The sequence below is a fragment of the Mesorhizobium sp. 2RAF21 genome (genome assembly GCF_052115345.1).
Classification (GTDB): Bacteria; Pseudomonadota; Alphaproteobacteria; order Rhizobiales; family Rhizobiaceae; genus Mesorhizobium; species Mesorhizobium terrae.
Window position 1 is genome coordinate 51,340 of sequence record NZ_JBFRGM010000013.1, and the last position, 25,059, is coordinate 76,398.

Sequence of the window (25,059 nt, forward strand, 5' to 3'; positions counted from 1 at the left end):
GGCGAATATGGGAAGTGAATGCGGCATATGGCAAGCCTCGCCGAACCCGACAACCCCGCATCTCCGGCGCCACGGACGATCATCGTCACTGGCGCTTCTTCCGGCATTGGCGCCTATTGCGCTCGAGCGCTGAAGCGCGAGGGTTGGCGCGTGTTCGCTACCGCCCGCAAGGCCGAAGACATAGCCGCACTCGAAGTCGACGGCATCGAAGCCTTCTATCTCGATTATCGGGAGCCGGATTCGATCGCCGCTCTGGTCGAAACAATAAGTGCACGCACCGGCGGCCGTCTGGATGCGCTCTACAACAATGGCGCTCACGCCCAGCCGGGAGCGGTCGAGGATTTGCCGGTAGCAGCGCTCAGAGAACAATTCGAGGCCAATTTTTTCGGCTGGCATGACCTTACCCGCCGCATCGTTCCGCTGATGCGTGCTCAAGGCCACGGCCGCATCGTCCATTGTTCCTCGATCCTCGGCCTGACGCCGTTGCCATTCCGCGGCGCCTACGCTGCGTCCAAACACGCACTTGAAGGCTTGATGTTGTGCCTGCGCCAAGAACTGGAAGGCAGCGGCATCCACGTCTCATTGATCGAGCCGGGCCCGATCGCCTCGAAGATTGCCAGCAACGGCCTGTCCTGGTTTCTCAAGAACATCGACCACGAGAATTCGGCGCATCGCGCAGCCTACCAGGCGCAGCTACAAAGATTGCAAGCCGGTGGCGTCAAATCGCCCTATAAGCTCGGTCCGGAAGCCGTCTACAAAGTTCTCACCCATGCACTTCTGTCGCAACGCCCCCGGCCGCACTATGTGGTAACGGTGCCTGCCAAGATAGGAGTGGTGCTGAAGCGCCTGCTGCCTGCCTCGACACTTTACCGCATCCTCGCAAAGCGCGCTTGAACGAAACGGAAGTTGCAATGGCCACTGTCTTCAACATCCTCGCCATCATCGTCATGATCGCGGTCGTCGCGGTTCTGATCCGCGGGCTGATCAACATGATGCGTGGCGGCTCCGGCGTAACATCGAACAAGCTCATGCAGGCGCGTGTGTTGCTGCAGTTCGTGGCGCTTGTGCTGATCATGGTGGCCGTCTACCTCACCCGAAAGTAGCGGCGCGAGACCGGGAGGACGGCTTGGTCAAGCTCAACAAGATTTATACCCGAACCGGCGATGACGGCACCACCGGCCTTGGCACCGGTGCCAGGCGCCTGAAATCGGACCTTCGCGTCGACGCCTATGGCACGGTGGACGAGGCAAATGCCTGCATCGGCATGGCACGCCAGCACACGATGGTCGCGCATCCGGCGATCGATGCGATGCTCGGTCGCATCCAGAACGACCTGTTCGACCTAGGTGCCGACCTCGCCGTTCCGGACGACGGCAAGCCGCTGGACTATGAGCCGCTGCGTATCGTCGCCTCGCAAGTCGACCGGCTGGAGAAGGACATCGATCTGCTCAACAAGGATTTGCAGCCGCTGAAGTCCTTCGTGCTGAATGGCGGCTCACCGGCCGCGGCAGCACTTCACCTGGCTCGAACGGTGACGCGCCGCGCCGAACGCGTCATGATCGCCCTGGCTCAGGACCCGGCCGAGATCGTCGGCAGCGAAGCGATCAAATACGTCAATCGCCTCTCCGACTTCCTGTTCGTCGCCGCGCGCACGGTCAATGACAACGGAAAGACCGACGTGTTATGGGTGCCGGGCAAAAACCGCTGATTTGAACGTAGCGGATGTGACACCCAAGGGGCGGAAGCCAGCCGCATGTTCATTCCGCTTTACGATTCGAACCACCTGCGTCGCATTCGGCACGCCTATGTGACGATCGGGCTGATCGTTCTGAATGTCGCCGTCTATCTGACGACGCGATTGGCCGGCGACGATTTCGCGGCGGGCGCGGCACTCAGCTACGGCTTCATCCCGTCCATCGTCCATCACACTGCGGAACTGTCGCCGCAATTTGTCGTCATTCCGGCGAACCTCAGCTACGTGACCTATTCCTTTCTGCATGCGGACATTTTTCATCTCGGCGGCAACATGCTGTTCCTGTGGGTGTTCGGCGACAATGTCGAGGATGCCCTCGGTCATGTCCGTTATCTGATCTTTTACATGGCTAGCGCCGTGGGAGGCGCATTTTTCCACGGCTGGGTGGCGCCAGGCTCCGAACAGCCGCTGATCGGCGCCTCCGGCGCGATCGCCGGGGTGGTCGCGGCCTATCTCATCCTCTATCCCCGCGTGAAAGTGTGGGTGCTGGCCTTCGCGCGCATTCCGCTGCGCATCCGCGCCTACATCGTGCTCCTCCTCTGGATCCTGCTGCAGTTCGTCATGTTCGCCATGGGCGGCCAGGATCAGATCTCCTGGGCCTGCCATATTGGCGGCATTGTCACCGGCGCGGTGCTGGTCGTGGTGCTGCGCAGCCGTGGTGTCCCCCTGCTGGACGACGAGGATGATGAAACCGCTACCCCGGTTTCAACTGAAACCGGACAGGTGCCGCCGCCACCTGCAACCGAGACCAAACCCGCGCCCCGCTGGGGCAGGCAATAGGTTTTGCATTCAACCGATTTGGGCATTCTGGCGATATTGACGTTCACGTCACTCACAACTACGGTCCCGCGCGCCTGGGGAAGCCGCGTAAGCCACCGTGCAGGCAACCGAGATTTGGCGGGCGAACTACAGAATTTGCGTCCGAAATGTCGGCATTCGACAACCCTGAGCGGGCCGGTACTGTTATAGCGCCCCGAATGCATCTTGAGAGGTGAGAGACAGATGAAAGTCCTGGTGCCCGTGAAGCGGGTCGTCGATGCGAATGTGAAGGTTCGCGTGAAAGCGGACGGCTCGGGCGTGGAACTCGCCAATGTGAAGATGGCGATGAACCCGTTTGACGAGATCGCCGTCGAAGAGGCGATCCGCCTGAAGGAAGCGGGCAAGGCCGAGGAGATCATCGTGGTCTCGATCGGGCCTGCGCAGGCACAGGAGACGCTGAGGACGGCGTTGGCCATGGGCGCCGATCGCGCGATCCTGGTGAAGTCCGACGAGATGGTGGAGCCACTGGGTGTCGCCAAGGTGCTGAAGGGCGTGGTCGAGGCCGAACAGCCGGGCCTGGTTATCCTTGGCAAGCAGGCGATCGACGACGATTCCAACCAGACCGGCCAGATGCTGGCAGCCCTTCTCGGCTGGGCGCAGGGCACCTTCGCCTCCAAGATCGAGCTGGCCGGCGACAAAGCCAAAATCACCCGTGAGGTCGACGGCGGCCTGCAGACGGTCGAATTGAAGATGCCGGCCATCGTGACTGCGGACTTGCGACTGAATCAGCCGCGCTATGCTTCGCTGCCCAACATCATGAAGGCCAAGAAGAAGCCGCTGGATGAAAAGACCGCTGCCGACTTCGGCGCCGATGTGACACCCAAGCTCAAGGTCATCAAGACCGAGGAGCCGGGCCGCCGCAAGGCGGGCGTCAAGGTCAAGACGGTCGCCGAGCTCGTCGACAAGCTCAAGAACGAAGCCGGCGTGCTCTAAGGCGAAGCGGAAAGGAACAAGACAGTGGCAATTCTCCTCATCGCCGAACACGATAACGCATCGCTCTCCGACCAGACGGCCAAGGCGCTGTCGGCGGCTCTCAAGATCGGCTCCGACGTCGACGTTCTGGTTGCCGGCAAGGGTGCCAAGGCCGCCGCGGACGCAGCTGCCAAGCTGAAGGGCGTGCGCAAGGTTCTCCTGGCCGAAGCCGAAGAACTGACCGAGCGCCTCGCGGAGCCTACGGCGGCCCTCGTCGTTTCGCTGGCCGGCAACTACGACACCATCGTCGCTGCAGCCACCTCGACCGGCAAGAACATCGCGCCGCGCGTTGCAGCCCTGCTCGACGTCGCCCAGGTTTCCGAGATCATCGAAGTGGTGTCGTCCGATACCTTCAAGCGTCCGATCTATGCCGGCAATGCCATTCAGACGGTACAGGCCGCCGGCGCCAAGAAGGTGATCACCGTGCGCACCGCGTCCTTCCAGGCCGCTGCCGAAGGCGGCTCAGCGTCGGTCGAGACCGTTGCAGCTGCAGCCAATCCCGGCCTGTCCTCCTTCGTCGAGAACAAGCTGTCGGAAAGCGACCGCCCGGAGCTGACTTCCGCCAAGATCATCATCTCGGGTGGTCGTGCGCTGGGTTCAGCCGAGAAGTTCCAGGAAGTCATCCTTCCCGTCGCAGACAAGCTCGGCGCCGCCGTCGGAGCCTCGCGCGCCGCAGTGGACGCTGGCTACGCCCCCAACGACTGGCAGGTTGGCCAGACCGGCAAGGTGGTGGCCCCCGATCTCTACATCGCTTGCGGCATCTCCGGCGCCATCCAGCACCTTGCCGGCATGAAGGATAGCAAGGTCATCGTCGCCATCAACAAGGACGAGGAAGCTCCGATCTTCCAAGTTGCCGACTACGGTATCGTCGGCGATCTCTTCCAGGTGTTGCCGGAACTCGAAAAGGCGCTTTGACGCCCCTTCTCGTTCGGTATTAATTATAATGGCCGGGGTAGACGAAACCTACCCCGGCCATTTAGTTTGCGTTGCACAAAATCAAGAACAAGCCTCTGGCGGGATCAAGGAATGACCGGCAAGATCGAGACGATCGGCATCATCGGCGCGGGCCAGATGGGGGGCGGCATTGCCCACGTCTCCGCGTTGGCAGGCTACAACGTCCTGCTCTACGACGTCTCTGTCGACCGCATCGAAAAGGGCATCGCCACGATCAGCGGCAACATGGCACGCCAGGTCGCTTCCGGGAAACTGGACGAAAAGGAACGCAAGGGCGCAGTCTCGCGGATCGGTTCCGCCGCCAACATGGCCGATCTCGCCGCCGCCGACCTCGTCATTGAGGCAGCGACCGAGGACGAGACGGTCAAGCGCAAGATCTACGCGCAGCTCTGCCCGCAGCTCAACCCGACTGCAGTGCTCGCCACCAACACGTCCTCGATTTCAATCACGCGTCTGGCAGCCCAGACCGATCGCCCGGAGCGTTTCATCGGCATTCATTTCATGAATCCGGTGCCGGTGATGAAACTGGTCGAACTGGTGCGCGGCATCGCCACCGGGGACCAGACATTCGAGTTGGCCAAGGCCTATGTAAAGCAGCTCGACAAGACGATTACCGTCTCCGAGGATTTCCCGGCCTTCATCGTCAACCGCATCTTGCTGCCGATGATCAACGAGGCGATCTACACGCTCTATGAGGGTGTCGGTACCGTGGAAGCCATCGACACGGCGATGAAGCTCGGCGCCAATCATCCAATGGGGCCGCTGCAGCTTGCAGATTTCATCGGTCTCGATACCTGCCTGTCGATCATGCAGGTGCTGCATGACGGCCTGTCGGACTCCAAATATCGCCCCTGCCCGTTGCTGGTGAAATATGTCGAGGCTGGTTGGCTCGGCCGCAAGGCCGGGCGCGGCTTCTATGATTATCGCGGCGAACATCCGGTTCCGACGCGCTGACTTAAGTCAGCCATTACCCACTATTTCAGGTTCCGGTCGCCACGCGTGTCATCGGCGTGGCGACACCGTTCCCCGACAAGCCGGGCAGTGCCACGAAAGCGCAGTTGCGGCCTGCGGCCTTGGCCGCATAACAGGCCGCATCGGCCTTCGCGATGATCTCGTTGGCCTCGCCGCATTCGGCGCATATCTGGGTCAGTCCGATGCTCGAACTGACACGATGCATCTGACCATCCCAGATGAACTCCAGAGCGCTGACGGCTTCGAGGATTGCTATAGCGGCGGCCTCGCCAGCCCCGTGCGAAGCCGACATCAGCACCACTGCGAATTCGTCGCCCCCCAGCCTCGCGACAATATCGGTGGGCGCCAATGCCCCCTTGATCGCGGAGGCCACCTTGCGCAACAGCGCATCCCCCGCCGCGTGCCCGCTGGTGTCGTTGACCGGCTTGAAATGGTCGAGATCGATGAACATCAGTTGGTAGCGCGAGGCATCCCTCCTCGACTTGGCGACAAGGTCCTCGACCGTCCGGATGAAACTCGGGCGGTTGGCGAGCCCGGTCAGCGCATCGTGTGTCGCCGCATGGGCAAGTTGGCGCTGCAGCGTTCGCGCATCCGTGAAATCCTGGAAGACGATGACCGAGCCGCCAAACTCGTTGTTCTCGTTCAGGATCGGCGACACGACCTGGCGGATACTGAAACGCGTGCCATCGCTGCGAACGAGAACGGCCCGGCTGTTCTGCTCGGCCCGTTCCAGCCTGTTGTCGGCCAGATGCGGCTCGTCCAGCCGGCGCCCGCTCTCCTCGTCCACCGCGCGGTAGACGAAACCGAGTGGTTTGCCGAGCGCCGCAATGCTGGTTGCCCCGGTCAGCTTCTCCGCGACCGGGTTCATGAATGTGATCCTGTTCTCGGCATCGGTACCAATCACCGCGTCGCCGATGGACTGCAGCATCACACGCAGCCGCTCCTTCTCGTCGGCGAGAAGCGTCGCCGAGACCAACAGCCGTTCTTCAGCTTCCTTGCGTTCGGTGATGTCTGTCATCGAGCCGATTGCGCGTGCCACGCGTCCGTCGGGTTCGCGTGCGACCGCCTTGCCGCGATCGAGCATCCATATCCAGCGGCCGCTTTTGTGGCGCATGCGGAACTCGACTTCGTAGACAGGCACCTTACCCTGCATGTGGTCCAGATCCGCCGCGATGACACGGTCGAGATCGTCGGGATGAACATGCTTCAGCCACAGCTCCGGATCGTTGCCGAGCTCGCTCTCCTCGTAACCCAGAAGGTTCTTCCAGATCGTGGAATATTGCACCTTGTTGTTGCGTATGTCGGCGTCCCAGACGCCTTGCCCCGCGCTGACCAGCGCAAAATTCCAGCGCGTCTCCAACTCCGCCAGCCGCGCATGATCCTCGCGCATCTGCTCGATGGACAATCCCACGAGGAAAGGCGTGGAGACGATGATCGCAACCGAAACCTGGAACCCGTCGCTCAAGACCTCGATGCCGCTATGCAGGCCCGGCATCAGACCCGTCATGGCGATCGCGACGCAGGCCACACCCGTCAGGAAACACACGAGAGCGAGCTCAAGCGAAGCCAACCGTGGTGCAAACACCATCAGCGGCAGCATCGTCAGCGCGAAGGGAAAGCGGCTATAGGTCAACGCAAGGTAGGCCAAGCCAACACAACTCGCGGCAACGAGCATCAAACGCAGCAGCGCCCGTGGCTCGGCCAGCAAGACGAGTGCCGGCTTTGAACCATAAAGCAGCAGCGGCAGGACTAGTGCATAACCCAGAGCATTGCTCGACAGAAACGTCCAGGCCGTCTTGAAGATTGGCCAGCCATGCGCCGCATAGGTAAACGAGGCAAAGATCAGCCCCGTCACGCTATCTGCGACCACGCCGGTCAGAAACAGGATGAGCGCGAAAGTTCGGACCGATGGGCTGGCCTTCACTGGCAGGCCGCCGGCAAATTTGTCGACGAGCAGCAACGCGAGTGCCGTTTGGCCTAGATTGAAGACCACGTACAGCAGTCCCGATGTGAGACTGGAGCCAAACTGCAAATTGGAGACGAGGGTCGCAACTGCAAGCGCGGCATAGTCCAAGATGCCGGTCCGCCGCTCGCGTCGAACCAGCATGACGAACGCAACCGCCGATGCCAACCAAACTGCCGCAACACCGTCGCCGACCCGCGACAGCAGGATCGAGGCGGCCGATGCTAACCAGAAACCAAAGCCCAACGCGATGGCGGACAGATATTTGTCTAGGCCACGTCTTTCGCGGTGTTGAAACGTCACAGCGTTATACGTCCAACTCGAAGCATCCCTTCATCGACAATCTTGCAGTAACTCATTTAAGGAATGATTGTACAGAGGGCGCGTCCACCATCCAGGGTTGGAAGTTCCGGGACATGATTAACAAGCAGTATCAATCAGATACGGCTAAATTAGCCAATCACCAACGTAGGTAGAATCGGCCGATCAAAGCGCCCAACCCCGACAGCGCGGCAATAGCCAAAGTATACCAGGTTGCGACAAAAAGCGGAGAGTCGTCGGTGCAATGCGCCGCGTAGAAAGTGGCCGCAAGACTGCCGGCAAGGATCCCCGCGACAGCGCCCGTCAGAACTGGCCGGGTCGGCGCCGCATGCTTCAGCGCAGCGATGAAAACGGCCAGTGGTCCCAAGCCAATCAGTGGAATGAAGGTAAGGCAAATTGCCCAGTTGGTGCCGATCAGCCGTCGGCCCCAATCGCCAGACGGCACCAGGAGCAATTCGACCGCGATCGCCGCAGCCATCAACAACGGCGCCGCCAGCAGCCATCGCGTGACCCGGCCGGTGGCGATCCCGGGCATGGAAAGTGCTCGCAATGCCAGGAAGGCCGACACAGCCAAGGTAGCCGTGAAAACAAACTTGAACAGGAAACGCATGGTTTGCGCGGCGAGCATGAAGTCCGGGCGCGGACCGATCGTGGCGAAGAACACCGCAGCCGCGACAGGTACGGCAACCATAAGCGCCACCCGCCAGACCGAATGGGACGGCATCGCCGTCATTTTGGAGTCGGCGTTGAGCGCCTTTATGAGTTCGTTCGTCTTCATGTCAGGTCCGCCCGAACCGCTTGGCAATGGCCGAGAGACCGCGATGCAGCGCCACGCGCACCGCAGTTTCGCTCATGCCAAGCTTCGCTGCGGTTTCTCCGATCGAATTGCCGTCGACCGAGATTGACGAAACGACGGAACGCTGCCCCGCCGACAGGCCGTCCAACGCGCGGCCGATGTCGCGCTCGCTGACCGTATCCTGTTCCGGCTCGGCCAGCATCTCGGCAAAATCCTCGATCGCCACCTCGATATGTCGGCCGCGACGGCGGAACGCATCGACCAGCTTGTAGCGAGCAATGGCATAAATCCACGGCAGGATGGGCGCGTCCTGGCGCCACGTATGCCGCTTGAGATGAATGGCCAGCAAGGTCTCTTGCACGACGTCCTCGGGATCAACTCCGCCCTGCACGATCTTGCGTCGGGCAAAGCCGCGAACGATGGCGGCCGCCCTCTGCAGGAATTCGGCATAGGCGTTCTCGTTTCCTGCGGTTGCCGCCCGCATCAGCCGGGCAAGCTCGGTTTCATCCTTACCGCCCACAGGCTCCGCCCCTATTATTCGCGCTGGTCGCTGGATTTGTTACGTTCAGGCAATTGCAGACCCAAGCAAAAAATCGTCAGACACGAAATACTGCACTGCACGATTTCAGCTTGCCAACACGTCATGCCATTCCGCATGCCGCCGAAACTGAGCGGCAGCGAAGGGGCAAAGCGGAATGATCTTCTTGCCTGATGCCCTGGCGTCCTCGACGGCACGGGTGACGAGCCTTAGGCCAGCGCCCTGCCCACGAAATGCATCCGGCACCTCGGTGTGGTCTATAATGAATTTATGCTCGCCGATCCGGGTGAAAGTCATCTCGGCTTCCGCCCCGTTTGGGCCGCGCAGGAAATAGCGCCCCTTTGAACCGCGGTCCTCCAGCTCGATTTCGGGCAATTGTTCGGCCATCACTTAAGCTCCTTTCACCGGTTCAAGGGACAGGAACCGTTTCGCCGCTTCGATTTCATTCGGCCGCACCTCGTGACCGCCTTCATGCCACTCCACTGTGGCATCGGCACCGGCCGCGCGCAAATAGGCATCGAGCCGATTGGTGAGATTCGGCGGGCAAATCGGATCGCGCCGACCAGCCGTGATGAGGATCCGGCACTCCATCAGATCGCCCGAAACCTTCGGCTCGAACGGGATCAGCGGATGCATGAGCACAACGCCGTTGAACAGCTTGGGTTGTGTGAAGACCACGGACGCCAGGATATTGGCGCCGTTGGAATAGCCCAGCCCCAAAACTGCAGATGGTTTTGCCGCGTCGACTTGCTCTAGGATGAAACCGGCCATCTTGGCCGTTGCTCGCGCCAGATCATCCATATCGTAGACGCCTTCGCCGGTGCGTCGGAAGAAACGCGCGGCCCCAAGCTCCGAGACATCGCCGCGCGGCGAAACGATCGTCGCGGTCGGCAACAGCTCTCGACCGAGCGACAGAAGTTGCTGCTCGTCTCCGCCGGTCCCGTGGAAGACGAACAGCATGGGAGTGCCGGCAGAGCCCGGCAATGTCCGGTGAATATAGGGATCGTTCGACATCCCGACCTCCTGATGTGATCAATGAAAGGCCCGTCGCCCTTTCGGAGCGACGGGAAGGTTCATGGTGGCTTCAGTTGTCCAGCGGCTGCAAATGCTTTTCCAGATAGGAACGCAGATGCTGGTGCTGCGTCGGCAGTTTCAGCGCTTCGCCAAGATGGGCCGTATCCTCATCCCGGTCGAAGCCCGGCTCGTTGGTCGCCACCTCGAACAACACGCCGCCCGGCGTGCGGAAGTAGATCGCCCAGAAATAGTCGCGATCGATCACCGGCGTCACCTGATAACCGGTGTCCATCAGCGCCTTGCGCACTTCCAGCTGTTTGGCACGGTTCTCGACCGCGAAGGCGACGTGGTGCACGGAACCCGCGCCCAGACCCGCAAAGGAAGCACTGGGCAAGGACTCGATGTCGACGACATCCGCACCATTGCCATTCTTTACCGCCATCCGGCTGATATTGCCGGAGCGGTCCACTTCCTGGTAGCCCATGAACTTCAGGAGTTCTTCAGTCGCACCGCCGTCCTTCAGACGCAGCGACACCGAATGGAAACCGCGGATAGCCTCGTCGGCAGGGACGCCGCCCTTCAGCCAAGGTGCACGGTTGTCGGCCTTGTCCTCGACCAGCGCAAACCCATCGCCGTCGGGACCGGAGAATTTGAGCCGTTTCTCGCCAAATTTTTCCTCGTGTCCTTCCACGGTCACGCCCTGTTCCGAAAAGTGCTTTTCCCAGAAGGGAAGCGTGCCCTCCGGCACCGAGAAAGCCGTGGTGCCGACTTCGCCAACGCCGTGCCTGCCGGAACCGATGTTCGGGAACGGGAAATAGGTCATTACGGAACCCGGCGTACCGAATTCGTCGGCGTAGTAGAGATGATAAACATCGGGCGCGTCGAAGTTTACGGTCTGTTTGACCCTGCGCAGGCCAAGCTTGTGGGTGAAGAAATCGTTGTTCTGGCGCGCATCCGCCGCCATTGAGGTGACGTGATGCAGGCCCTTGATCTGGGTGAGCATGGTCTTGCCTTTCTCTCCGCTGCGGCCCCAGCCGCTGTCCTCGCCAATATGAGCATATGACCCATGGCGGCAAAGACAGTGGAGACAGGATAGACTGTGCTCTAAATGAGAACGATGAGAATGCCTCTGTTCACCAAGAGCGCACGACGTTATCCGCGACGGTCCGCGTCACTCGATGGCTCCTGGTCACCATTTTTTTCGGCATCGCCCGGAAAATTCTCCCGATAGAGCGCATAGGCAAAAAGAGCGGCGAGCGGCCCAAGCAAGGCACCCGTGCCTTCCCGGCTTCGGAGCAGCCCTGGGAGAGCAGCGATGCCGGCGGCAATGCCTAGCGCCGCGAGATCCGTCCGGCGCTTCTCCGCCCGTCGACGAGAACGGCTCTTGACGATCAGTCGGTATGAGATGACGGTCAGACCCGCAACGGCAAGAAAACCGCCACCGAAGCCCAAAGACGCCTCGATGGCTCCGAACCGTTCGGCGGCCCAAAGATAGGCGGCGGCCAGAAGAAAGCAGAAACCGAACAGCGCCGCGACAAGCGCCACCCCATAGGCGATCGCTGCGCCCCGGACCTGCTTGGCTATGGCGCTGGCCTCACCGGTAACGAGGCCAGCCAGAAGCGAGGTGAGAGATCCCACGCGGCACGACCCTACCGCTCAGCGCCGCGACAGCAGCGCGAACAGGAAGCCAATGCCGGCCGCGACAGCGAGCGCCGTCATGGGCTTCTCGCGAACACTGGCAATCACCTGCGCTTCGATATCGCGCGCGTTGCCGCTCAAACTCTCCATCGCGGCTTCACCCTTCTGGCGCAACTGCTCGACACCTTCGGCGGCGGCGCGCTTCGCCGCGCCGATGTGCTGCTCGCCTACCTCTGCCAATTGCCTGGTCAGCTTTTCGATATCGGCTTGCAGTCGACGGATATCGGCTTCGAGTTCGGTCGTGGATTTGGGTGTCTCGGCAGTCTTGTTCACGGGCTTGGCCATACTGCACTCCTCATGGTCGCCACACCGCCTGGCCTTTACTCAACCCTTGGGCGAGAGATGGGTTCCATTGAAGGGATTTTCGCTGTTTTCGTCCAGCGGCAAATAGGCAACGCCTTCAAGCTGCCGAGGTCGATCCCGTAACCTGGGCGGAAATCGCATCCGGCCCGAAATCGTCTTCGCCGGAAATCTTCAGAATTTCCTGCAGCCGCACCCGGGCACGGCTGACCCGGCTCTTGATGGTTCCGACGGCGCAACCGCAGATTTCGGCCGCCTCTTCATAGGAAAAGCCAGACGCGCCGATCAGAATGATCGCTTCGCGCTGATCCTCCGGCAACTGCTCCAGCGCGGTGCGAAAATCCTTGAGGTCGAGTTGTCCGTGCTGGGCAGGATGAACGGCAAGCCGCGCGGTCATAATGCCGTCGCTGTCTTGCACTTCCCGGCCACGCTTGCGCATCTGCGAATAAAATTCGTTGCGCAGGATCGTGAATAGCCAGGCTTTCAGATTGGTGCCTAGTTGAAAACTGTCCTGCTTGTCCCAGGCCTTGACCAGCGTCTCCTGTACCAGATCGTCGGCCCGGTCGGCATTCTGGGTCAGCGATACGGCAAAGGCGCGCAGGCTCGGAATGGCGCCGAGCAGATCGGTCCGGAAACCCTCGGATGCGGACATTCGTCAGTCCTTCTTGCGCCCTGGTTCGACTTGATCCAACTGCGCGAGCAATTGGGCGAAGCGATCCGGCACTTCGTCCGAAACGAGTTCGTCGTAATATTGCTTGAGTTTGCGGCCGATTTCCGAATTGGCGCCAAGCGGGTCGACAATGCCGACCTGGCGTTCAGGGACGCCAGTCTTTTTAGTGTCCTTCATTCGCCTTTTATCCAGTCCCCCGGGCTGTTTCCGGCCTAGTCCAGTCGACGACATCCTCCCTGTCGTCTAGCTGGCCCGTAACGTCTCCCCCATGACAATGGTTCCACCGCAGTGGAACTTTTTCATTGCAACGACGTTCGTTGGCCAAGTTATATGTTCTTCTAACCTGTACTTTATCGATACGCCATCCGAGGGAGCCATACGTCATGGGTTTATCAGCCGCCATCGCCCCGCACCTGCCTTACCTGCGCAGGTTCGCGCGGGCCGTCTCCGGCTCCCAGGAAAGCGGTGACGCCATGGTAGCGGCAATGCTGGAAGCCATCATCGCCGATACCTCCATCTTCCCCGAGGCTTCTTCGGATCGCATAGCGCTCTACAGGATTTTCGCGAAGCTGTTCACCTCTGTGGTTATCCGCGTCCCTCAAGGCGACGCGACCACCAGTTGGGAACAGCATGCCGCCGCCAATCTGGAGGCGCTTGCGCCGCTGCCACGCCAAGCCTTCTTGCTGATCGCCGTCGAAGGCTTCAGCGAGGCCGAGGGCGCTGAAATCCTCGGCGTCAGCGAGAGCCGGTTCGCCGATCTTCTGACCGAGGCCAGCAGCGAGATTTCCCGCCAGGTGGCCACCGACGTGCTGATCATCGAGGATGAACCCCTGATCGCCATGGATATCGAGGAGATGGTCGAAAGCCTCGGTCACCGGGTGGTCGGCATTGCCCGCACGCATTCCGAGGCTGTGGCGCTGTTTGCCAAAACGCACCCGAAAATGGTGCTTGCCGACATCCAGCTCGCCGACGGCAGTTCGGGTATCGACGCGGTCAACGAAATCCTGCGGACGACGTCCGTGCCGGTGATCTTCATCACCGCCTTCCCCGAACGGTTGCTGACCGGAGAGCGGCCTGAGCCCACTTTCCTCGTCACCAAGCCCTTCAACCCCGACATGGTCAAGGCTTTGATCAGCCAGGCGCTGTTCTTCGACCGTCAGGCCAGAGCTGCGGCTTGACGAAGGCGGCTCGGATCGTGTTTTTCGCGCAGGAGCGGAACAAACAATGGCGGCAGCACGTTCTGCCGTATCAATCGAAGGAGTCGGTTTATGCTATACTGGGCGCTGGTGTTCTTGGTCGTTGCGATCGTAGCCGGCGCACTTGGTTTCGGCGGCATAGCCGGGGCGTCGGCGGGTCTGGCCAAGATCTTGTTCTTCATCTTCCTGGCTTTCCTCGTCATTTCTCTGCTCGCCGGCATCTTCAAACGAGCATGACACCCCGCGGCACACAGCCTGCCGAATTTGGAAGTCGCCATAAAGCGGTTTTCGATGGAATGACCCGCTGGTCGGGCTGGCGTCTCGGTGTCGACGCTTCAGCGGAAAGACAGGGCGCCAGATGAGCCTGTCCGCCAAGGAAAAGCTGAAGACCACGGTTCCGGATCTGGCCGTTGTGTCGGATGTCGGTCAGGACGACCTGCCGCCTGGCTGCGATGCACAGATCCGGCGAGCCTTCGGTCTGGCGGTCCGGCATACCGGCATCTATGTGGCGTACCACGATCGAACCCTGAACAAGATCTGGACCCGAAACATCCTGGCGCCGCTGGCGCCGAAGAAGAAGGGCGGCGGCCTTCCACCCGCCCAGGCCGAGCGGATCGAAGCCGCGCAGCGGCACGTACTCGGAACCGGAGAATCGCAGCGCATCGAGGTCGGCCTTCCACATGAGGAGGGCGTCCGCTGGTTCGACATCTGGATCGACGCAGACCGGGACGAGAACGGCACCATCCAGGGCGTTGTCTCGACTTGGGTGGAAATCACCGAGCAGAAACGCCGCGAACAGACGTTGAAGACGTTGCTGCGTGAGGTCAGTCATCGCTCCAAGAACCTGCTCGCCATAATTCAAAGCATCGCCAGCCAGACCGGCCGCTACTCGGTCGATATCGGCGACTTCCTGACCCGCTTCCGCGGAAGGCTGCAGTCGCTTGCCTCTTCGCAGGATCTGGTGACGTCATCCAACTGGCGCGGTGCGCGGTTGCGCGAGTTGATCGAGGGCCAGATGGAGCGTTATGGCGCCGATCCGGCACGCGGCCTGAATTTCGATGGCGTCGATCCTTTCCTCAATCCCAACGCTGCTCTTCACATCGGCCTTGCCGTGCACGAATTGACGGTCAATTCGATGAGCTACGGTGCCCTGTCGCAAGCCTATGGCACTGTTGAAGTGAAAGCTGGCTTGGTGGAACCGGGCGAAGGCGCACCAGGGCTGTGGTTGCATTGGAGCGAACGGTACCCCGTCTGCAAGAAACCGCTCGATCAGAAGCGCTTCGGCTCGGTGGCGCTGGAACGCGTGGTGCCCAGCGCCCTCGATGGCATGGCCACCTTCGAAATTTCCGACGACCGTATCGAATATCAACTCGTCGTCCCGGCGGGCAATTTCGCCGCGGATTGAACGCGCACGATCGTGGTTAACGTCATATTCACCATGATTTTCGATACTTTGCCGGCGTCCTTGGGATCCGGGCAGACGCGCAACATGGGGGAATTGGTGCCGTGACCGCCGACATGCAGGGCTTGGAGCGCGCAGCTCGCCTTTCGCTGGGCAATTTCGAAGATCAGCCGAGTTCGGCGGAGAGGAAACCAATCCATCGGCACCGACTTGCGGTTGCGTTGGTTGCTTGCGGGGCGATCCTTCTGGTCCCGCTCGCCATACTGATTGCCAGTTGATATCCTGATGCCGTAGAGCGGATCAGTTCGCCAGCCGCCTCGAAAAAACCTGCCAAAAGGCGGGGCAATCGAGGGGGGCAGACAATATCCATATACCCATGCTAAACAACCGCTTGGAAGTGGATAACACGCGGCGACGCGAGGACTTCAAGCGAGAGGAGTAAATTGATGCGTAAGACTATTTTGGCTCTGGCGGGCGTGCTCGCGCTTAGCGCATGTACCACGACCGAGCAGGACGTGTCGGTGGGTACCGCCGCCGGCGCGCTGATCGGCGGCGCGGTGGGTGGCTGGAAGGGCGCGGCTATTGGCGCTGCTGTCGGCGCCGGCTCGGGTCTGCTGGTTCGCAACCTGCGCAATGGTTATTGCCAGTACCGCAATCCGGACACCGGGCGCATTTACACCCGCCGCTGCAACTGATCTGCACGGCACGAAATCGAAAGAGGCCGGCTTGCCGGCCTCTTTTGTTTTTGACACCTGTCCGCTCGCAACCTCAGTTCGAGTGCGGAATCCGGATTTTCACCTGTAACCCGTCTTCGCGAAACTCGCGCTCGATCGTGCCCCGCAACTCGCGGGTGATGTTCATGTCGATCAGCTTGGTGCCGAAGCCCGTCTTGGCCGGTGCCTCCAGATTGAGCTTGCCAGCCTCGATCCAGTTGAGCGCCAGCATTCTCTCGCGCCCTTGCCCGTCCACGGACCAATCGACCCTAAGCGCGCCGACCGAGCTGCCGGCCTCCCCATATTTCAGGGCATTGGTAGCAAGCTCGTGAAAGGTCAGGCCGAGCGCCTGGGTCGTCGTCTCATCGAGCAACACTTGCGGGCCTGAAAGCAGCCCGTCCGGCAGATCCTTGCCGAAAACCTGACCGAGCTCGATGCGCAGCAGATCGCCCAGATCGGCCTGCTGGCGGCGCGAGCGCGTCAACATATCCTGCGAGGCAGCCATCGATTGCAGCCTGGCGGAAAACGAACTCGAAAACTCCTTCAGATCGGCGGAATGCGCCGCCGTCTGACGGGCGATAGCCAGCACCCGGGCGATGGAGTTCTTGATCCGGTGCCGCATCTCCTGCAGCATCAGATCCTTCTCCATCAGGCTCTTCTCGGTGGTCTCATGCAGCCGTGTGGCCGCGTCGAAGGCACGTTCCTGGTAGCGGGCGATCATTGCGATGGTGCCCGCAAGCAGCAAGCCGAACAGCCCGAGCACCACTGGCACGAAAGGCGAGGATGGCTCGGTGAAGGCGGCAGTCGGCCGCAGCACGACGGCCCATGGCCGGCCGGCCACCTCGATCATGCGCATCGTCTTGAGACCGTAACCGTGTACGGGCGAAATTTCCGAGCGGTACAGCAGATTGCCCAGATCGATGGACTGGTCGTAGACCTCGAGATTGACCGGCAGCTGCGGCGCTTTGCCGAGCGCCACCTCAAACAGATCGCGCGCACGGAAGGCCGCGTAGAGAAACCCCTTCGTTTTCGCGACCGCATCTTGGCCGGCAGGCACGCCGCCCACTCCCAAGCGCGCAAAGATCACGAAACCCGGAACGGCCGACTTCGCCTCGCCCTTCGCATCGGGGAGCGGGTCCAGCATGCGCCGGCCACTTGCATGAAGGGCACCATCCGCCATCGCCTGTTCCATCGCGGCGCGCGACACCGAGTCAATGGCCACGTCGTAGCCGAGATAGCGCTGGCTTTCCCCATCGTGGGGCTCAATCAACGTGATCGGCGCGTGCCATTCCAGCCCGTCGGCCAACGGGAAGGCCGGGTCGATACCGTAATTGCTTCGGATTTCGTCCCTGGCGGCAGCTTCGCCGCCTGGTCTAATCAACTTGAGGTAGCCAAGGCTGAGCAGGCCCGCGAAATTTCCGTCGACATCGAGTGTCTGATAGAATTTGTCGAATTCCGCGCGCGAGACGCCACCGGTGCGAGCACTGAAAAACGCCTCGGTCGCCCGCAACAACGATGTGTGCAGGTCAAGCCGGCTTTCGATGCGTCCGACCGCATCGTCCGCCGCTGCCTCGAATTTTATCCGTGCCGCCTCGCGTGCCGCAAAATAGGCAAAGCCAGCCAGAACAAGGCTGGCCAGGGCGACGGCAACGAATGCTATCGTCGGGAAAAATTTTCTCAATTCCGCAGCTAGCCCGCAAAAGCCCCCGCGAATCTTTTAGCCCACGAAGGCCTCGTCCGAAAGCGGTATGCTTTCTTAGCCTGGTATCGATCACGTGATTGGTAAACGCGGCTGAGCGCGTCAGGCAGCTTCCCTGATTGCACCTGGGCCTGGAATGGCACCGGGCGGACATTTGCCAAGGATGATCATGCCGAGCACCTCGTCCTTGGTGACATCCTTTGTCCGTGCCGTCCCCACAACCTGGCCATTCTTCATCACGCAGACACGATCGGCGAGCTCGAACACGTCCTGGATGTCATGGCTGATCAAAAAGATGCCAAGCCCGTCGGCCTTCAACTGCTTCACCAGTTCGCCGACTTGCGCCGTCTCCTGCGGACCGAGCGCCGCGGTCGGTTCGTCCATGATCAGGATGCGCGCGTTGAACAGGATGGCGCGCGCGATTGCCACCGACTGGCGCTGGCCTCCCGACAGCTTGACGACCGGTTCCTTGAAGCGCTGGAAGCGCGGATTGAGGCGCCCCATCACCTTGCGCGCTTCCGCCTCCATGGCGACGTCGTCAAGCGTGCCGTATTTGGTCATCACCTCGCGGCCCAGGAACAGGTTGGCTGCTGCATCCACATTGTCGGCCAAAGCCAGCGTCTGGTAGATCGTCTCGATCCCATATTTCTTGGCATCGCGTGGATTGGAGATCGTCGCCTCCTCCCCATTGATGAAAATCTGGCCCGCGTCGCGCTTGTAGGCGCCGGACAGGATTTTGATGAAGGTCGACTTGCCGGCGCCATTGTGGCCGAGAAGCGCCACCACCTCGCCCGGATAGAGGTCGCAGGAAGCGCCATCCACGGCGCGGATGCCACCGAAGGCGATCGAGATGTCCTTCATCTCGACGAGAGGGGTGCTGGTCTGTTCCATGATCCTGCCTCCTTCCTAGACGCGCTTGCGATACATGGTGTCGAGCCAAACGGCGACGACCAGCACGAGGCCGACCACGATATTCTGAAGCGGCGTATCCAAACCCAAAAGCACCATGCCGGACTGCAACGACTGCATCAGCAACGCACCCAGCATCGCGCCGACCACGGTGCCCGAGCCGCCAGCCAGCGAGGTGCCACCGATCACGGCGGCCGCGATAACCAGCAGTTCGTCCAGCGTGCCAAGCGAATTGGTCGCCGCATTAAGCCTGGCCGACGAGATCGCCGCGGCGATTGCCGCCAGCACACCCATGATCATGAATACCTTCATCGTAACCCAGCGGGTGTTGATGCCGGCAAGATTGGCTGCCTCCGGATTGCCGCCGATGGCAAAGACGTAGCGACCAAACCGGGTACGGTTGGTGACGAAGGTCATGATGAGCCCGACAGCCACCGCCATCAGCACGGGAATGGCGATGCCATGCGCGATGAACAGGCCGCCTTCGGGTATCGGAATGTTATTGGCCGCAGCGTATTTGCTGACAACGCCGGCAGGCCAGGGGTAAGAATTGGCGACCTTGACCGCGCCAAGAATGGCAACGCAGGTCATCACGCCCAGGAAAATCTCGGCCCAGACAGGCCGCAAAGGAAACTTGAAGCGCTGGCGTTGCACACGGCCGTTGAGAAGCATGGCGATCACGCCCGCACAGGCCACAAGGCCGAGTATCCAGCTCCACGTCGCGCCGATCGAACCGGCCGGGCCACCGCCCATCAATTGAAAGGTCGCGTCGAGCGGCGCAACGGTGCGACCGCTGGTGATCCACCAGGCAGCACCCCGCCAAATCAACAGCCCGCCCAAGGTGACGATGAAAGCAGGCACTTCCAGATAGGCTATGATGAAGCCTTGCAGGGCACCGATAACGAGGCCAAGGACGACGCCTATGGCCAGCGCAACGACCCACAGCCACGGATTGCCAAGCTGCATGCCCATGACCCTGATCAGGAATTCGGCCTGGGCAACGCCCATGATCATGCCGACCACGCCTTCGACAGAGCCCACCGACAGATCGATGTTGCGCATGACGATAACCAACACCATGCCGGTCGCCATGATGGCGACCGACGACGTCTGTACCGAGAGGTTCCACAGATTACGCGGCGTGAGGAACAGACCGCCCGACAGAAGGTGTAGCCCGACCCAGATGACAAGCAGCGCCGCCACCATGCCAAGCATGCGAGTGTCGAGTTCGGTTGCCTTGAGAAAACGCCCAACGGCCGTCAATTCGGCTGCACGGGCGCGATCGACCGGCGCATTCGAGGTCGTATCGGTCATGATATCCTCCCATCCATGCGCCGAGCGGCGGCGATGGAGCGTCAAGTCGCGAAACCGGTCTTCTCGGCTTTGAAACGGAGTTTTTGAGAAAACCGCGGCTCGAGAGCCGCGGTTTCAACCCAAGCGAAGCTCAGCTTCAGTTACAGGCCTTCACCGAGCCTGCCTTGGCGCCCTGGCAGACAACGTCCTTGGAAACCCAGCCGGCGTCAATGACGACGTTGAGATTGTCCTTGGTGATGGCCACCGGCGTCAGGAACAGCGACTTGACGGTATTGCCCGCCGGGGTCGTGAAGTCCTTGGCTCCGGCGATGTCGCCCATCTTCTTGCCGTCGGCGAGTTGCGAGGCGATCTCGGCGGCGTTCTTGCCGAGTTCGCGAGCGTCCTTCCACACGGAAACGGTCTGCGTGCCAAGCGCGATGCGGTTCAAGGCGGCGTGGTCGCCATCCTGGCCGGAAACCGGCACCGAGCCGGCGAGGCCCTGAGCGGCAAGCGCGGCAACGGCACCGCCGGCAGTGCCGTCATTGGCGGCCACGACGGCATCGACCTTGTTGTCGTTGGCGGTCAGAAACTGCTCCATGTTCTTCTGCGCATTGGCGGGCAGCCAACCGTCCGTATAGGCTTCGCCAACGTTCTTGATCTTGCCGGCATCGATCGCAGCCTTCAGCACTTCCATCGAACCCGCGAACAGGAAGTCGGCGTTCGGGTCGGCACTGGAGCCCTTGATGAAGACGTAATGGCCTTCCGGCTTGACGGCGAACACCGCCTTGGCCTGCAAGCGCCCAACTTCCTTGTTGTCGAAGGTCAGGTAGAAGGCGTCCTTATTTTCGATCAATCGGTCGTATCCAACGACGGGAATTCCCTCGTCGACCGCCTTCTGCACCGCCGGGCCAATAGCGGATGCGTCCTGCGCCAGGATGATAAGGGCGTTGGCACCCTGGCCGATCAGGCTTTCCACGTCGGTGAGCTGCTTGCCAGGGTTCGATTGCGCATCGGCAGAGATATATTTGTCGCCGGCTGCCTCGATCGCCTTCTTCATTGCCGCTTCGTCGGTCTTCCAGCGCTCTTCCTGGAAATTGGACCAGGACACGCCGATAACCTTGCCCTTCGCCTCGGCGACGGCCGTAAGCGCGAACGTCATGGCGACACCCGCCAGAATGGCGGTTGTGAACTTTTTCATGGTTTCCTCCCTGCGCCCAATGGCGCGCTGGTATGCGTTGCCCTTGGAGAAGCTTTTTTTCGAGCTTCGAAAAAATAATTGCAGCGGCAGGCTCTTCTGTCAACCGGTTTCAACAATCCAGTTTTATTTATTTCGTGCCTCGAAATAATAGTGACGCGGGAACGGGCTTCTGCCACTATCTGTGGAGGAGGTTGGTGGCAGGACACCAAAATCGAAACGGATTTTGCATTCGCCTGCGCTGCGACCTATGGACAGAATGCACGCTTCCCGATGCCTTGCGGGACTTGTGCGCAAACAGCCTCGAATTCACGAAGGGCTGGCGGAGGAAGGAACGGCAAGGACATGACCGTCGGAATCCGGCACGATGACTTGCGCCGCAGGAACCGCGCGATGGTGATCTCCGCCGTGCGCCGCTCCAAACAGCCTTCACGCACCGAAATCACCACGATAACCGGTCTCAGCCACTCGACCATTTCCGCAATCTCTTCCGACTTGATCGCCGAGGGCGTCCTGATGGAAGGACGCAGTGAATCGACCGCCGCGAAACGTGGCCGCCCGCAGGTCGGGCTGGAACTTGCCGCGGACGCTGCGGCGGTGATCACGGTGATCCTATCGCTCAACCTCTTGACCGCGACGGTCACCGACTATGCCGGGCGCGTTTTGGCCCAGGATGCCCGCAGGCTGGACACCCTGACCCTGCCGCGGGAAGCCCTGATCGAGGAATGTGTCACGATCGTGCGGCAGCGCCTCGAAGACGAAACCACGATTGGGCGACGCGTGCTGCGTATTGCCTTCGCTGTCCAGGGCACTGCCGATTCCCATGCGCGTGCCATGCTTTGGACGCCAATAACGCCTCACGGCAATATTCCGTTCGCAGATATCCTCGAAGAGGCGTTCGGCATTCCTGTCATCGTCGAGAACGACTGCAACATGATGGCCGTTGCGTTGCGCTGGCGCGGTACCGACCGTTATCGTGACGACTTCATCGCCGTCCTGCTCTCGCACGGTATCGGCATGGGTATCGTGCTCAACGGCGAATTGTTCATCGGCACACATTCGTCCGGCGGCGAGTTCGGCCACATGATCCATCGCCCGAAAGGCGCGCTGTGCCGCTGCGGCCGGCACGGCTGCGTCGAGGCCTATGCCGGTAACTATGCGATCTGGCGAAGCGCCAATGGCATCGACGAAAACGCGGAACCGGCTGCCGACATCCCTGATAACGAGATGCAGGCGCTAGCTGATAAGGCACGCATGACAGCAGGCCCCGAACGCGACGCCTATCGATGCGCCGGTGAGGCGCTGGGCTACGGTCTGGGGTCCCTGTTTGCCGTCATCGACCCCGCCCCGGTGACGTTCGTCGGTATCGGCGCGACGGCCTTCGACCTGATCGAGCCGGCACTGCGGGAAGCGATTGCCCAGACCGCCGGCGGCCAGCATTCCGCTTCGATTTCCTTCGACACGGAGCCGAACGAGCAAATGCTGATCCGGGAAGGGTGCGCCATGCGCGCACTGACCTTCATCGACCAGGAAATCTTCGCACTGGGCGGTCCGATGGCAACCATGCCCCCGCCGCCACAAGGCGGCGAAGGCTAGGCTCAGTCCTCGCGGATAGCGTAACCGGATCCGCGGATGGTGCGGATGACATCCGGCATGCGACCGTTGTTGACCGCCTTGCGCAGCCGCCCGACATGCACATCCACCGTGCGTTCGTCGATGTAGATGGTCTCGCCCCACACATTGTCGAGCAACTGGCTGCGCGAGAAAACGCGACCGGGATGGCGCATCATGAATTCCAGCAGGCGGAATTCCGTCGGCCCGAGCCGGATTTCACTCTTCTTGCGGTAAACCCGGTGCGACTCGCGGTCGAGCACGATGTCGCCCACCTTGAGCACCGAGGATAGCACCTCAGGCTTGGCCCGGCGCAGCAACGCCTTCACCCGCGCCATGAACTCCGGCATCGAGAACGGCTTGACCAGATAATCGTCCGCTCCCGTGGAAAGCCCACGCACACGGTCGCTTTCCTCGCCTCGCGCCGTCAGCATGATGATCGGCAGACGTTCGGTTTCGGGGCGCATCCTGAGCCGACGACACAATTCGATACCGGATACGGCCGGAACCATCCAATCGAGCACCAGAAGATCTGGAACATTCTCTTGGAGCCGGATTTCCGCCTCGTCGCCTCTCGCCACCACCTCGACCTGGTAGCCCTCGGATTCCAGATTGTAGCGGAGGAGAACGCCCAACGGCTCCTCGTCCTCCACCACCATGACACGCGGCGCGATCATCTTGCCGTCGTCCTTTTGCTACGCGGCCGGGACGGCTGCGGCCGTCTCGTCGAACTTCGGCCGATTGGGCGGCAACTGCTCGCCCGTCAGCACGTAGTAGGCATTTTCGGCGATATTGGTGACGTGATCGCCGATGCGTTCCAGATTCTTGGCGCAGAACAGCAAATGCGTACACGGCGTGATGTTGCGCGGATCTTCCATCATGTAGGTCAGCAATTCGCGGAAGACGGAAGTGTATTTTACGTCGATCCGTTCATCGTCGGCCCTCAGCTGAGCAAGCCCCTGCGGATCAGCCGCCGCATATTTCTCGATCACCCCGTCGACCTGGACGAGTACGAGCTGCGCCATGGCATCGATGGAATGCGAAAATTCGCGCGGCGTCCCGCTCTGCCCGACCGCGCCAACCCGCTTGGCGATGTTCTTGGCAAGGTCGCCGATGCGTTCGAAATCGCCCGCCATGCGGATGGCGCCGATGACGGCACGAAGGTCCTGCGCCATCGGCTGCCGCTTGGCGATCAGCGTGATCGCACGGTTGTCCAGTTCGCGTTGGCGCGCATCCATGATGGCATCGTCGGACACGACGCGCTGCGCCAATCCATTGTCCGATTTCAGCAACGCCTTGGTCGAGCTCTCGACCATCGATCCCGCAAGGTCGCCCATATCGCGGACAAGCTTGCTGATCTGTCCGAGTTCCTCATCGAACGACGCGACGGTATGTTCACCCATGATCCTGTCCTCGCTTGTCGTCTGCCGCGCTCGTCGGCTCAGCCGAAACGGCCGGTGATGTAATCCTGCGTGCGCTTGTCGTCAGGGTTGGTGAACATCTTGTCGGTAGCCCCCTCCTCGACCAGATAGCCGAGATGGAACATGGCGGTGCGTTGCGACACGCGTGCCGCCTGCTGCATCGAGTGCGTAACGATGACGATCGTGTAGTTCTGCCGCAGTTCGTCGATCAATTCCTCGACCTTGGCGGTTGCGATCGGATCGAGAGCCGAGCAGGGCTCATCCATCAGAATGACTTCCGGCGACACGGCAATTGCACGCGCGATGCACAGGCGCTGCTGCTGACCGCCGGAAAGGCCCGTACCCGGTTCGTGCAGGCGGTCCTTCACCTCATTCCAGATCGCCGCCTTTTGCAGACTGGACTCAACAATCCGATCCATGTCGGCCTTGCTCTTGGCAAGCCCATGGATGCGCGGACCATAGGCGACATTCTCGTAGATCGACTTCGGGAACGGATTGGGCTTCTGGAACACCATGCCGACGCGGGCGCGAAGTTCGACTACGTCGATCTTGGGATCGTAGATGTCTTCCTGGTCCAGCGTGATCTTGCCGCCAACCTTGGCGGAATCGATCGTGTCGTTCATGCGGTTGAGGCAGCGCAGGAAGGTCGACTTGCCGCAACCGGACGGGCCGATGAGCGCCGTCACCTGGTTCTGGCGGATGTCCAGATTGACGTCGAACAGCGCTTGCTTCTCGCCATAGTGCACGGTGACCTTGTCACCACGCATCTTGATCATCTCATTGGTCTGGGCGCTCATCTGGCTGCTCACTGCCTGTTCGAGGGTCTTTTCCGTCATGATATTCATATCAG

At 61.1% G+C, this 25,059-nt stretch carries 29 protein-coding genes; 12 read left to right on the top strand and 17 right to left on the bottom strand.

What is annotated here, in order from left to right:
• Nucleotides 1–18 precede the first annotated feature (18 nt).
• The 7 genes from AB4136_RS21485 to AB4136_RS21515 all read left to right on the top strand — a co-directional run bounded on the left by AB4136_RS21485 (nt 19) and on the right by AB4136_RS21515 (nt 5,452).
• On the top strand, nt 19–894 hold the full coding sequence (locus AB4136_RS21485; protein WP_161773101.1) for an SDR family oxidoreductase: 876 nt from the start codon (nt 19–21) through the stop codon (nt 892–894).
• A gap of 17 nt (nt 895–911) precedes the next feature.
• Nucleotides 912–1,103: a twin transmembrane helix small protein gene (locus AB4136_RS21490; protein ID WP_024922683.1), complete on the top strand. Its 192-nt coding sequence runs from the start codon at nt 912–914 to the stop codon at nt 1,101–1,103.
• Between the two features lie 23 nt (nt 1,104–1,126).
• Nucleotides 1,127–1,708 carry a cob(I)yrinic acid a,c-diamide adenosyltransferase gene (locus AB4136_RS21495; protein ID WP_024922684.1) on the top strand — a complete coding sequence of 194 codons (582 nt, stop codon included), beginning with the start codon at nt 1,127–1,129 and terminating at the stop codon, nt 1,706–1,708.
• 45 nt (nt 1,709–1,753) lie between these two features.
• Nucleotides 1,754–2,533: a rhomboid family intramembrane serine protease gene (locus AB4136_RS21500; RefSeq protein ID WP_024922685.1), complete on the top strand. Its 780-nt coding sequence runs from the start codon at nt 1,754–1,756 to the stop codon at nt 2,531–2,533.
• 222 nt (nt 2,534–2,755) lie between these two features.
• Entirely contained in the window at nt 2,756–3,505 is a 750-nt protein-coding gene (locus AB4136_RS21505; protein ID WP_024922686.1) for an electron transfer flavoprotein subunit beta/FixA family protein, read from the top strand.
• A gap of 24 nt (nt 3,506–3,529) precedes the next feature.
• Nucleotides 3,530–4,459, top strand: coding sequence for an electron transfer flavoprotein subunit alpha/FixB family protein (locus tag AB4136_RS21510; RefSeq protein ID WP_024922687.1), 930 nt, complete (start codon nt 3,530–3,532; stop codon nt 4,457–4,459).
• Nucleotides 4,460–4,570: 111 nt separating this feature from the next.
• Nucleotides 4,571–5,452, top strand: a complete 882-nt coding sequence (locus AB4136_RS21515; protein ID WP_024922688.1) for a 3-hydroxybutyryl-CoA dehydrogenase — start codon at nt 4,571–4,573, stop codon at nt 5,450–5,452.
• 25 nt (nt 5,453–5,477) lie between these two features.
• On the opposite strand, the gene AB4136_RS21520 is transcribed toward AB4136_RS21515, so the two are convergent.
• The 10 genes from AB4136_RS21520 to AB4136_RS21565 all read right to left on the bottom strand — a co-directional run bounded on the left by AB4136_RS21520 (nt 5,478) and on the right by AB4136_RS21565 (nt 12,947).
• Nucleotides 5,478–7,736, bottom strand: coding sequence for a diguanylate cyclase domain-containing protein (locus tag AB4136_RS21520; RefSeq protein ID WP_441931571.1), 2,259 nt, complete (start codon nt 7,734–7,736; stop codon nt 5,478–5,480).
• Nucleotides 7,737–7,893: 157 nt separating this feature from the next.
• Nucleotides 7,894–8,532, bottom strand: a complete 639-nt coding sequence (locus tag AB4136_RS21525) for an NrsF family protein (protein ID WP_137901706.1) — start codon at nt 8,530–8,532, stop codon at nt 7,894–7,896.
• A gap of 1 nt (nt 8,533) precedes the next feature.
• Nucleotides 8,534–9,070, bottom strand: a complete 537-nt coding sequence (locus AB4136_RS21530) for a sigma-70 family RNA polymerase sigma factor (protein ID WP_137901705.1) — start codon at nt 9,068–9,070, stop codon at nt 8,534–8,536.
• 105 nt (nt 9,071–9,175) lie between these two features.
• A complete protein-coding gene (locus AB4136_RS21535; protein ID WP_024922692.1) occupies nt 9,176–9,475 on the bottom strand; it encodes a GNAT family N-acetyltransferase in 300 nt (99 codons plus the stop codon).
• 3 nt (nt 9,476–9,478) lie between these two features.
• Nucleotides 9,479–10,102: an alpha/beta hydrolase gene (locus AB4136_RS21540; protein WP_137901704.1), complete on the bottom strand. Its 624-nt coding sequence runs from the start codon at nt 10,100–10,102 to the stop codon at nt 9,479–9,481.
• A 70-nt stretch (nt 10,103–10,172) separates the two neighbouring features.
• Complete coding sequence (locus AB4136_RS21545; protein ID WP_137901703.1) at nt 10,173–11,105, bottom strand: VOC family protein; 933 nt, start codon at nt 11,103–11,105, stop codon at nt 10,173–10,175.
• 149 nt (nt 11,106–11,254) lie between these two features.
• Nucleotides 11,255–11,740 carry a hypothetical protein gene (locus tag AB4136_RS21550; protein ID WP_137901702.1) on the bottom strand — a complete coding sequence of 162 codons (486 nt, stop codon included), beginning with the start codon at nt 11,738–11,740 and terminating at the stop codon, nt 11,255–11,257.
• 18 nt (nt 11,741–11,758) lie between these two features.
• Nucleotides 11,759–12,085 carry a DUF883 family protein gene (locus tag AB4136_RS21555; RefSeq protein ID WP_137901701.1) on the bottom strand — a complete coding sequence of 109 codons (327 nt, stop codon included), beginning with the start codon at nt 12,083–12,085 and terminating at the stop codon, nt 11,759–11,761.
• 115 nt (nt 12,086–12,200) lie between these two features.
• A complete protein-coding gene (locus AB4136_RS21560; RefSeq protein WP_024922697.1) occupies nt 12,201–12,752 on the bottom strand; it encodes an RNA polymerase sigma factor in 552 nt (183 codons plus the stop codon).
• A gap of 3 nt (nt 12,753–12,755) precedes the next feature.
• A complete protein-coding gene (locus AB4136_RS21565) occupies nt 12,756–12,947 on the bottom strand; it encodes a NepR family anti-sigma factor (RefSeq protein ID WP_024922698.1) in 192 nt (63 codons plus the stop codon).
• Between the two features lie 206 nt (nt 12,948–13,153).
• On the opposite strand from AB4136_RS21565, the gene AB4136_RS21570 reads away from it, so the two are divergent.
• From AB4136_RS21570 to AB4136_RS21585, 4 genes are all read left to right on the top strand, one after another.
• On the top strand, nt 13,154–13,948 hold the full coding sequence (locus AB4136_RS21570) for a response regulator (RefSeq protein ID WP_024922699.1): 795 nt from the start codon (nt 13,154–13,156) through the stop codon (nt 13,946–13,948).
• Nucleotides 13,949–14,038: 90 nt separating this feature from the next.
• Nucleotides 14,039–14,203, top strand: coding sequence for a DUF1328 domain-containing protein (locus tag AB4136_RS21575; RefSeq protein WP_024922700.1), 165 nt, complete (start codon nt 14,039–14,041; stop codon nt 14,201–14,203).
• A gap of 121 nt (nt 14,204–14,324) precedes the next feature.
• Nucleotides 14,325–15,371, top strand: coding sequence for a sensor histidine kinase (locus AB4136_RS21580; RefSeq protein WP_024922701.1), 1,047 nt, complete (start codon nt 14,325–14,327; stop codon nt 15,369–15,371).
• 443 nt (nt 15,372–15,814) lie between these two features.
• Entirely contained in the window at nt 15,815–16,063 is a 249-nt protein-coding gene (locus AB4136_RS21585) for a YMGG-like glycine zipper-containing protein (RefSeq protein ID WP_024922702.1), read from the top strand.
• Nucleotides 16,064–16,136: 73 nt separating this feature from the next.
• Here AB4136_RS21585 and AB4136_RS21590 read toward each other — a convergent pair whose 3' ends face one another.
• From AB4136_RS21590 to xylF, 4 genes are all read right to left on the bottom strand, one after another.
• Nucleotides 16,137–17,762, bottom strand: coding sequence for a CHASE domain-containing protein (locus tag AB4136_RS21590; RefSeq protein ID WP_137901700.1), 1,626 nt, complete (start codon nt 17,760–17,762; stop codon nt 16,137–16,139).
• A gap of 120 nt (nt 17,763–17,882) precedes the next feature.
• Complete coding sequence (locus AB4136_RS21595) at nt 17,883–18,671, bottom strand: ATP-binding cassette domain-containing protein (protein WP_024922704.1); 789 nt, start codon at nt 18,669–18,671, stop codon at nt 17,883–17,885.
• Between the two features lie 15 nt (nt 18,672–18,686).
• The gene (locus tag AB4136_RS21600; RefSeq protein ID WP_024922705.1) at nt 18,687–20,003 is read right to left on the bottom strand and encodes a sugar ABC transporter permease; all 1,317 of its coding nucleotides are present in this window, start codon (nt 20,001–20,003) and stop codon (nt 18,687–18,689) included.
• Nucleotides 20,004–20,139: 136 nt separating this feature from the next.
• Nucleotides 20,140–21,180 (bottom strand): D-xylose ABC transporter substrate-binding protein, encoded by a 1,041-nt coding sequence (xylF, locus tag AB4136_RS21605; RefSeq protein ID WP_024922706.1) that lies wholly within the window; start codon nt 21,178–21,180, stop codon nt 20,140–20,142.
• Nucleotides 21,181–21,522: 342 nt separating this feature from the next.
• Between xylF and AB4136_RS21610 the strand changes: the two genes are divergently transcribed.
• Nucleotides 21,523–22,773, top strand: a complete 1,251-nt coding sequence (locus AB4136_RS21610; protein WP_024922707.1) for an ROK family protein — start codon at nt 21,523–21,525, stop codon at nt 22,771–22,773.
• 2 nt (nt 22,774–22,775) lie between these two features.
• On the opposite strand, the gene phoB is transcribed toward AB4136_RS21610, so the two are convergent.
• Genes phoB through pstB form a run of 3 tightly spaced genes read right to left on the bottom strand, consistent with a single transcriptional unit; the run spans nt 22,776 to nt 25,054 of the window.
• Complete coding sequence (phoB, locus tag AB4136_RS21615; RefSeq protein WP_036254589.1) at nt 22,776–23,465, bottom strand: phosphate regulon transcriptional regulator PhoB; 690 nt, start codon at nt 23,463–23,465, stop codon at nt 22,776–22,778.
• An 18-nt stretch (nt 23,466–23,483) separates the two neighbouring features.
• Nucleotides 23,484–24,191 (bottom strand): phosphate signaling complex protein PhoU, encoded by a 708-nt coding sequence (gene phoU / locus AB4136_RS21620; RefSeq protein WP_024922709.1) that lies wholly within the window; start codon nt 24,189–24,191, stop codon nt 23,484–23,486.
• A gap of 38 nt (nt 24,192–24,229) precedes the next feature.
• Nucleotides 24,230–25,054 carry a phosphate ABC transporter ATP-binding protein PstB gene (gene pstB / locus AB4136_RS21625; protein ID WP_024922710.1) on the bottom strand — a complete coding sequence of 275 codons (825 nt, stop codon included), beginning with the start codon at nt 25,052–25,054 and terminating at the stop codon, nt 24,230–24,232.
• Between the last annotated feature and the right edge of the window lie 5 nt (nt 25,055–25,059).

Coding starts and splice junctions, on each gene's coding strand:
- AB4136_RS21485 (WP_161773101.1), top strand. CDS start 19: ATGCGGCATATGGCAAGCCTCGCCGAACCCGACAACCCCGCATCTCCG.
- AB4136_RS21490 (WP_024922683.1), top strand. CDS start 912: ATGGCCACTGTCTTCAACATCCTCGCCATCATCGTCATGATCGCGGTC.
- AB4136_RS21500 (WP_024922685.1), top strand. CDS start 1,754: ATGTTCATTCCGCTTTACGATTCGAACCACCTGCGTCGCATTCGGCAC.
- AB4136_RS21505 (WP_024922686.1), top strand. CDS start 2,756: ATGAAAGTCCTGGTGCCCGTGAAGCGGGTCGTCGATGCGAATGTGAAG.
- AB4136_RS21515 (WP_024922688.1), top strand. CDS start 4,571: ATGACCGGCAAGATCGAGACGATCGGCATCATCGGCGCGGGCCAGATG.
- AB4136_RS21525 (WP_137901706.1), bottom strand. CDS start 8,532: ATGAAGACGAACGAACTCATAAAGGCGCTCAACGCCGACTCCAAAATG.
- AB4136_RS21535 (WP_024922692.1), bottom strand. CDS start 9,475: ATGGCCGAACAATTGCCCGAAATCGAGCTGGAGGACCGCGGTTCAAAG.
- AB4136_RS21540 (WP_137901704.1), bottom strand. CDS start 10,102: ATGTCGAACGATCCCTATATTCACCGGACATTGCCGGGCTCTGCCGGC.
- AB4136_RS21545 (WP_137901703.1), bottom strand. CDS start 11,105: ATGCTCACCCAGATCAAGGGCCTGCATCACGTCACCTCAATGGCGGCG.
- AB4136_RS21555 (WP_137901701.1), bottom strand. CDS start 12,085: ATGGCCAAGCCCGTGAACAAGACTGCCGAGACACCCAAATCCACGACC.
- AB4136_RS21560 (WP_024922697.1), bottom strand. CDS start 12,752: ATGTCCGCATCCGAGGGTTTCCGGACCGATCTGCTCGGCGCCATTCCG.
- AB4136_RS21565 (WP_024922698.1), bottom strand. CDS start 12,947: ATGAAGGACACTAAAAAGACTGGCGTCCCTGAACGCCAGGTCGGCATT.
- AB4136_RS21570 (WP_024922699.1), top strand. CDS start 13,154: ATGGGTTTATCAGCCGCCATCGCCCCGCACCTGCCTTACCTGCGCAGG.
- AB4136_RS21575 (WP_024922700.1), top strand. CDS start 14,039: ATGCTATACTGGGCGCTGGTGTTCTTGGTCGTTGCGATCGTAGCCGGC.
- AB4136_RS21580 (WP_024922701.1), top strand. CDS start 14,325: ATGAGCCTGTCCGCCAAGGAAAAGCTGAAGACCACGGTTCCGGATCTG.
- AB4136_RS21585 (WP_024922702.1), top strand. CDS start 15,815: ATGCGTAAGACTATTTTGGCTCTGGCGGGCGTGCTCGCGCTTAGCGCA.
- AB4136_RS21595 (WP_024922704.1), bottom strand. CDS start 18,671: ATGGAACAGACCAGCACCCCTCTCGTCGAGATGAAGGACATCTCGATC.
- AB4136_RS21600 (WP_024922705.1), bottom strand. CDS start 20,003: ATGACCGATACGACCTCGAATGCGCCGGTCGATCGCGCCCGTGCAGCC.
- xylF (WP_024922706.1), bottom strand. CDS start 21,180: ATGAAAAAGTTCACAACCGCCATTCTGGCGGGTGTCGCCATGACGTTC.
- AB4136_RS21610 (WP_024922707.1), top strand. CDS start 21,523: ATGACCGTCGGAATCCGGCACGATGACTTGCGCCGCAGGAACCGCGCG.
- phoB (WP_036254589.1), bottom strand. CDS start 23,465: ATGATCGCGCCGCGTGTCATGGTGGTGGAGGACGAGGAGCCGTTGGGC.
- phoU (WP_024922709.1), bottom strand. CDS start 24,191: ATGGGTGAACATACCGTCGCGTCGTTCGATGAGGAACTCGGACAGATC.
- pstB (WP_024922710.1), bottom strand. CDS start 25,054: ATGAATATCATGACGGAAAAGACCCTCGAACAGGCAGTGAGCAGCCAG.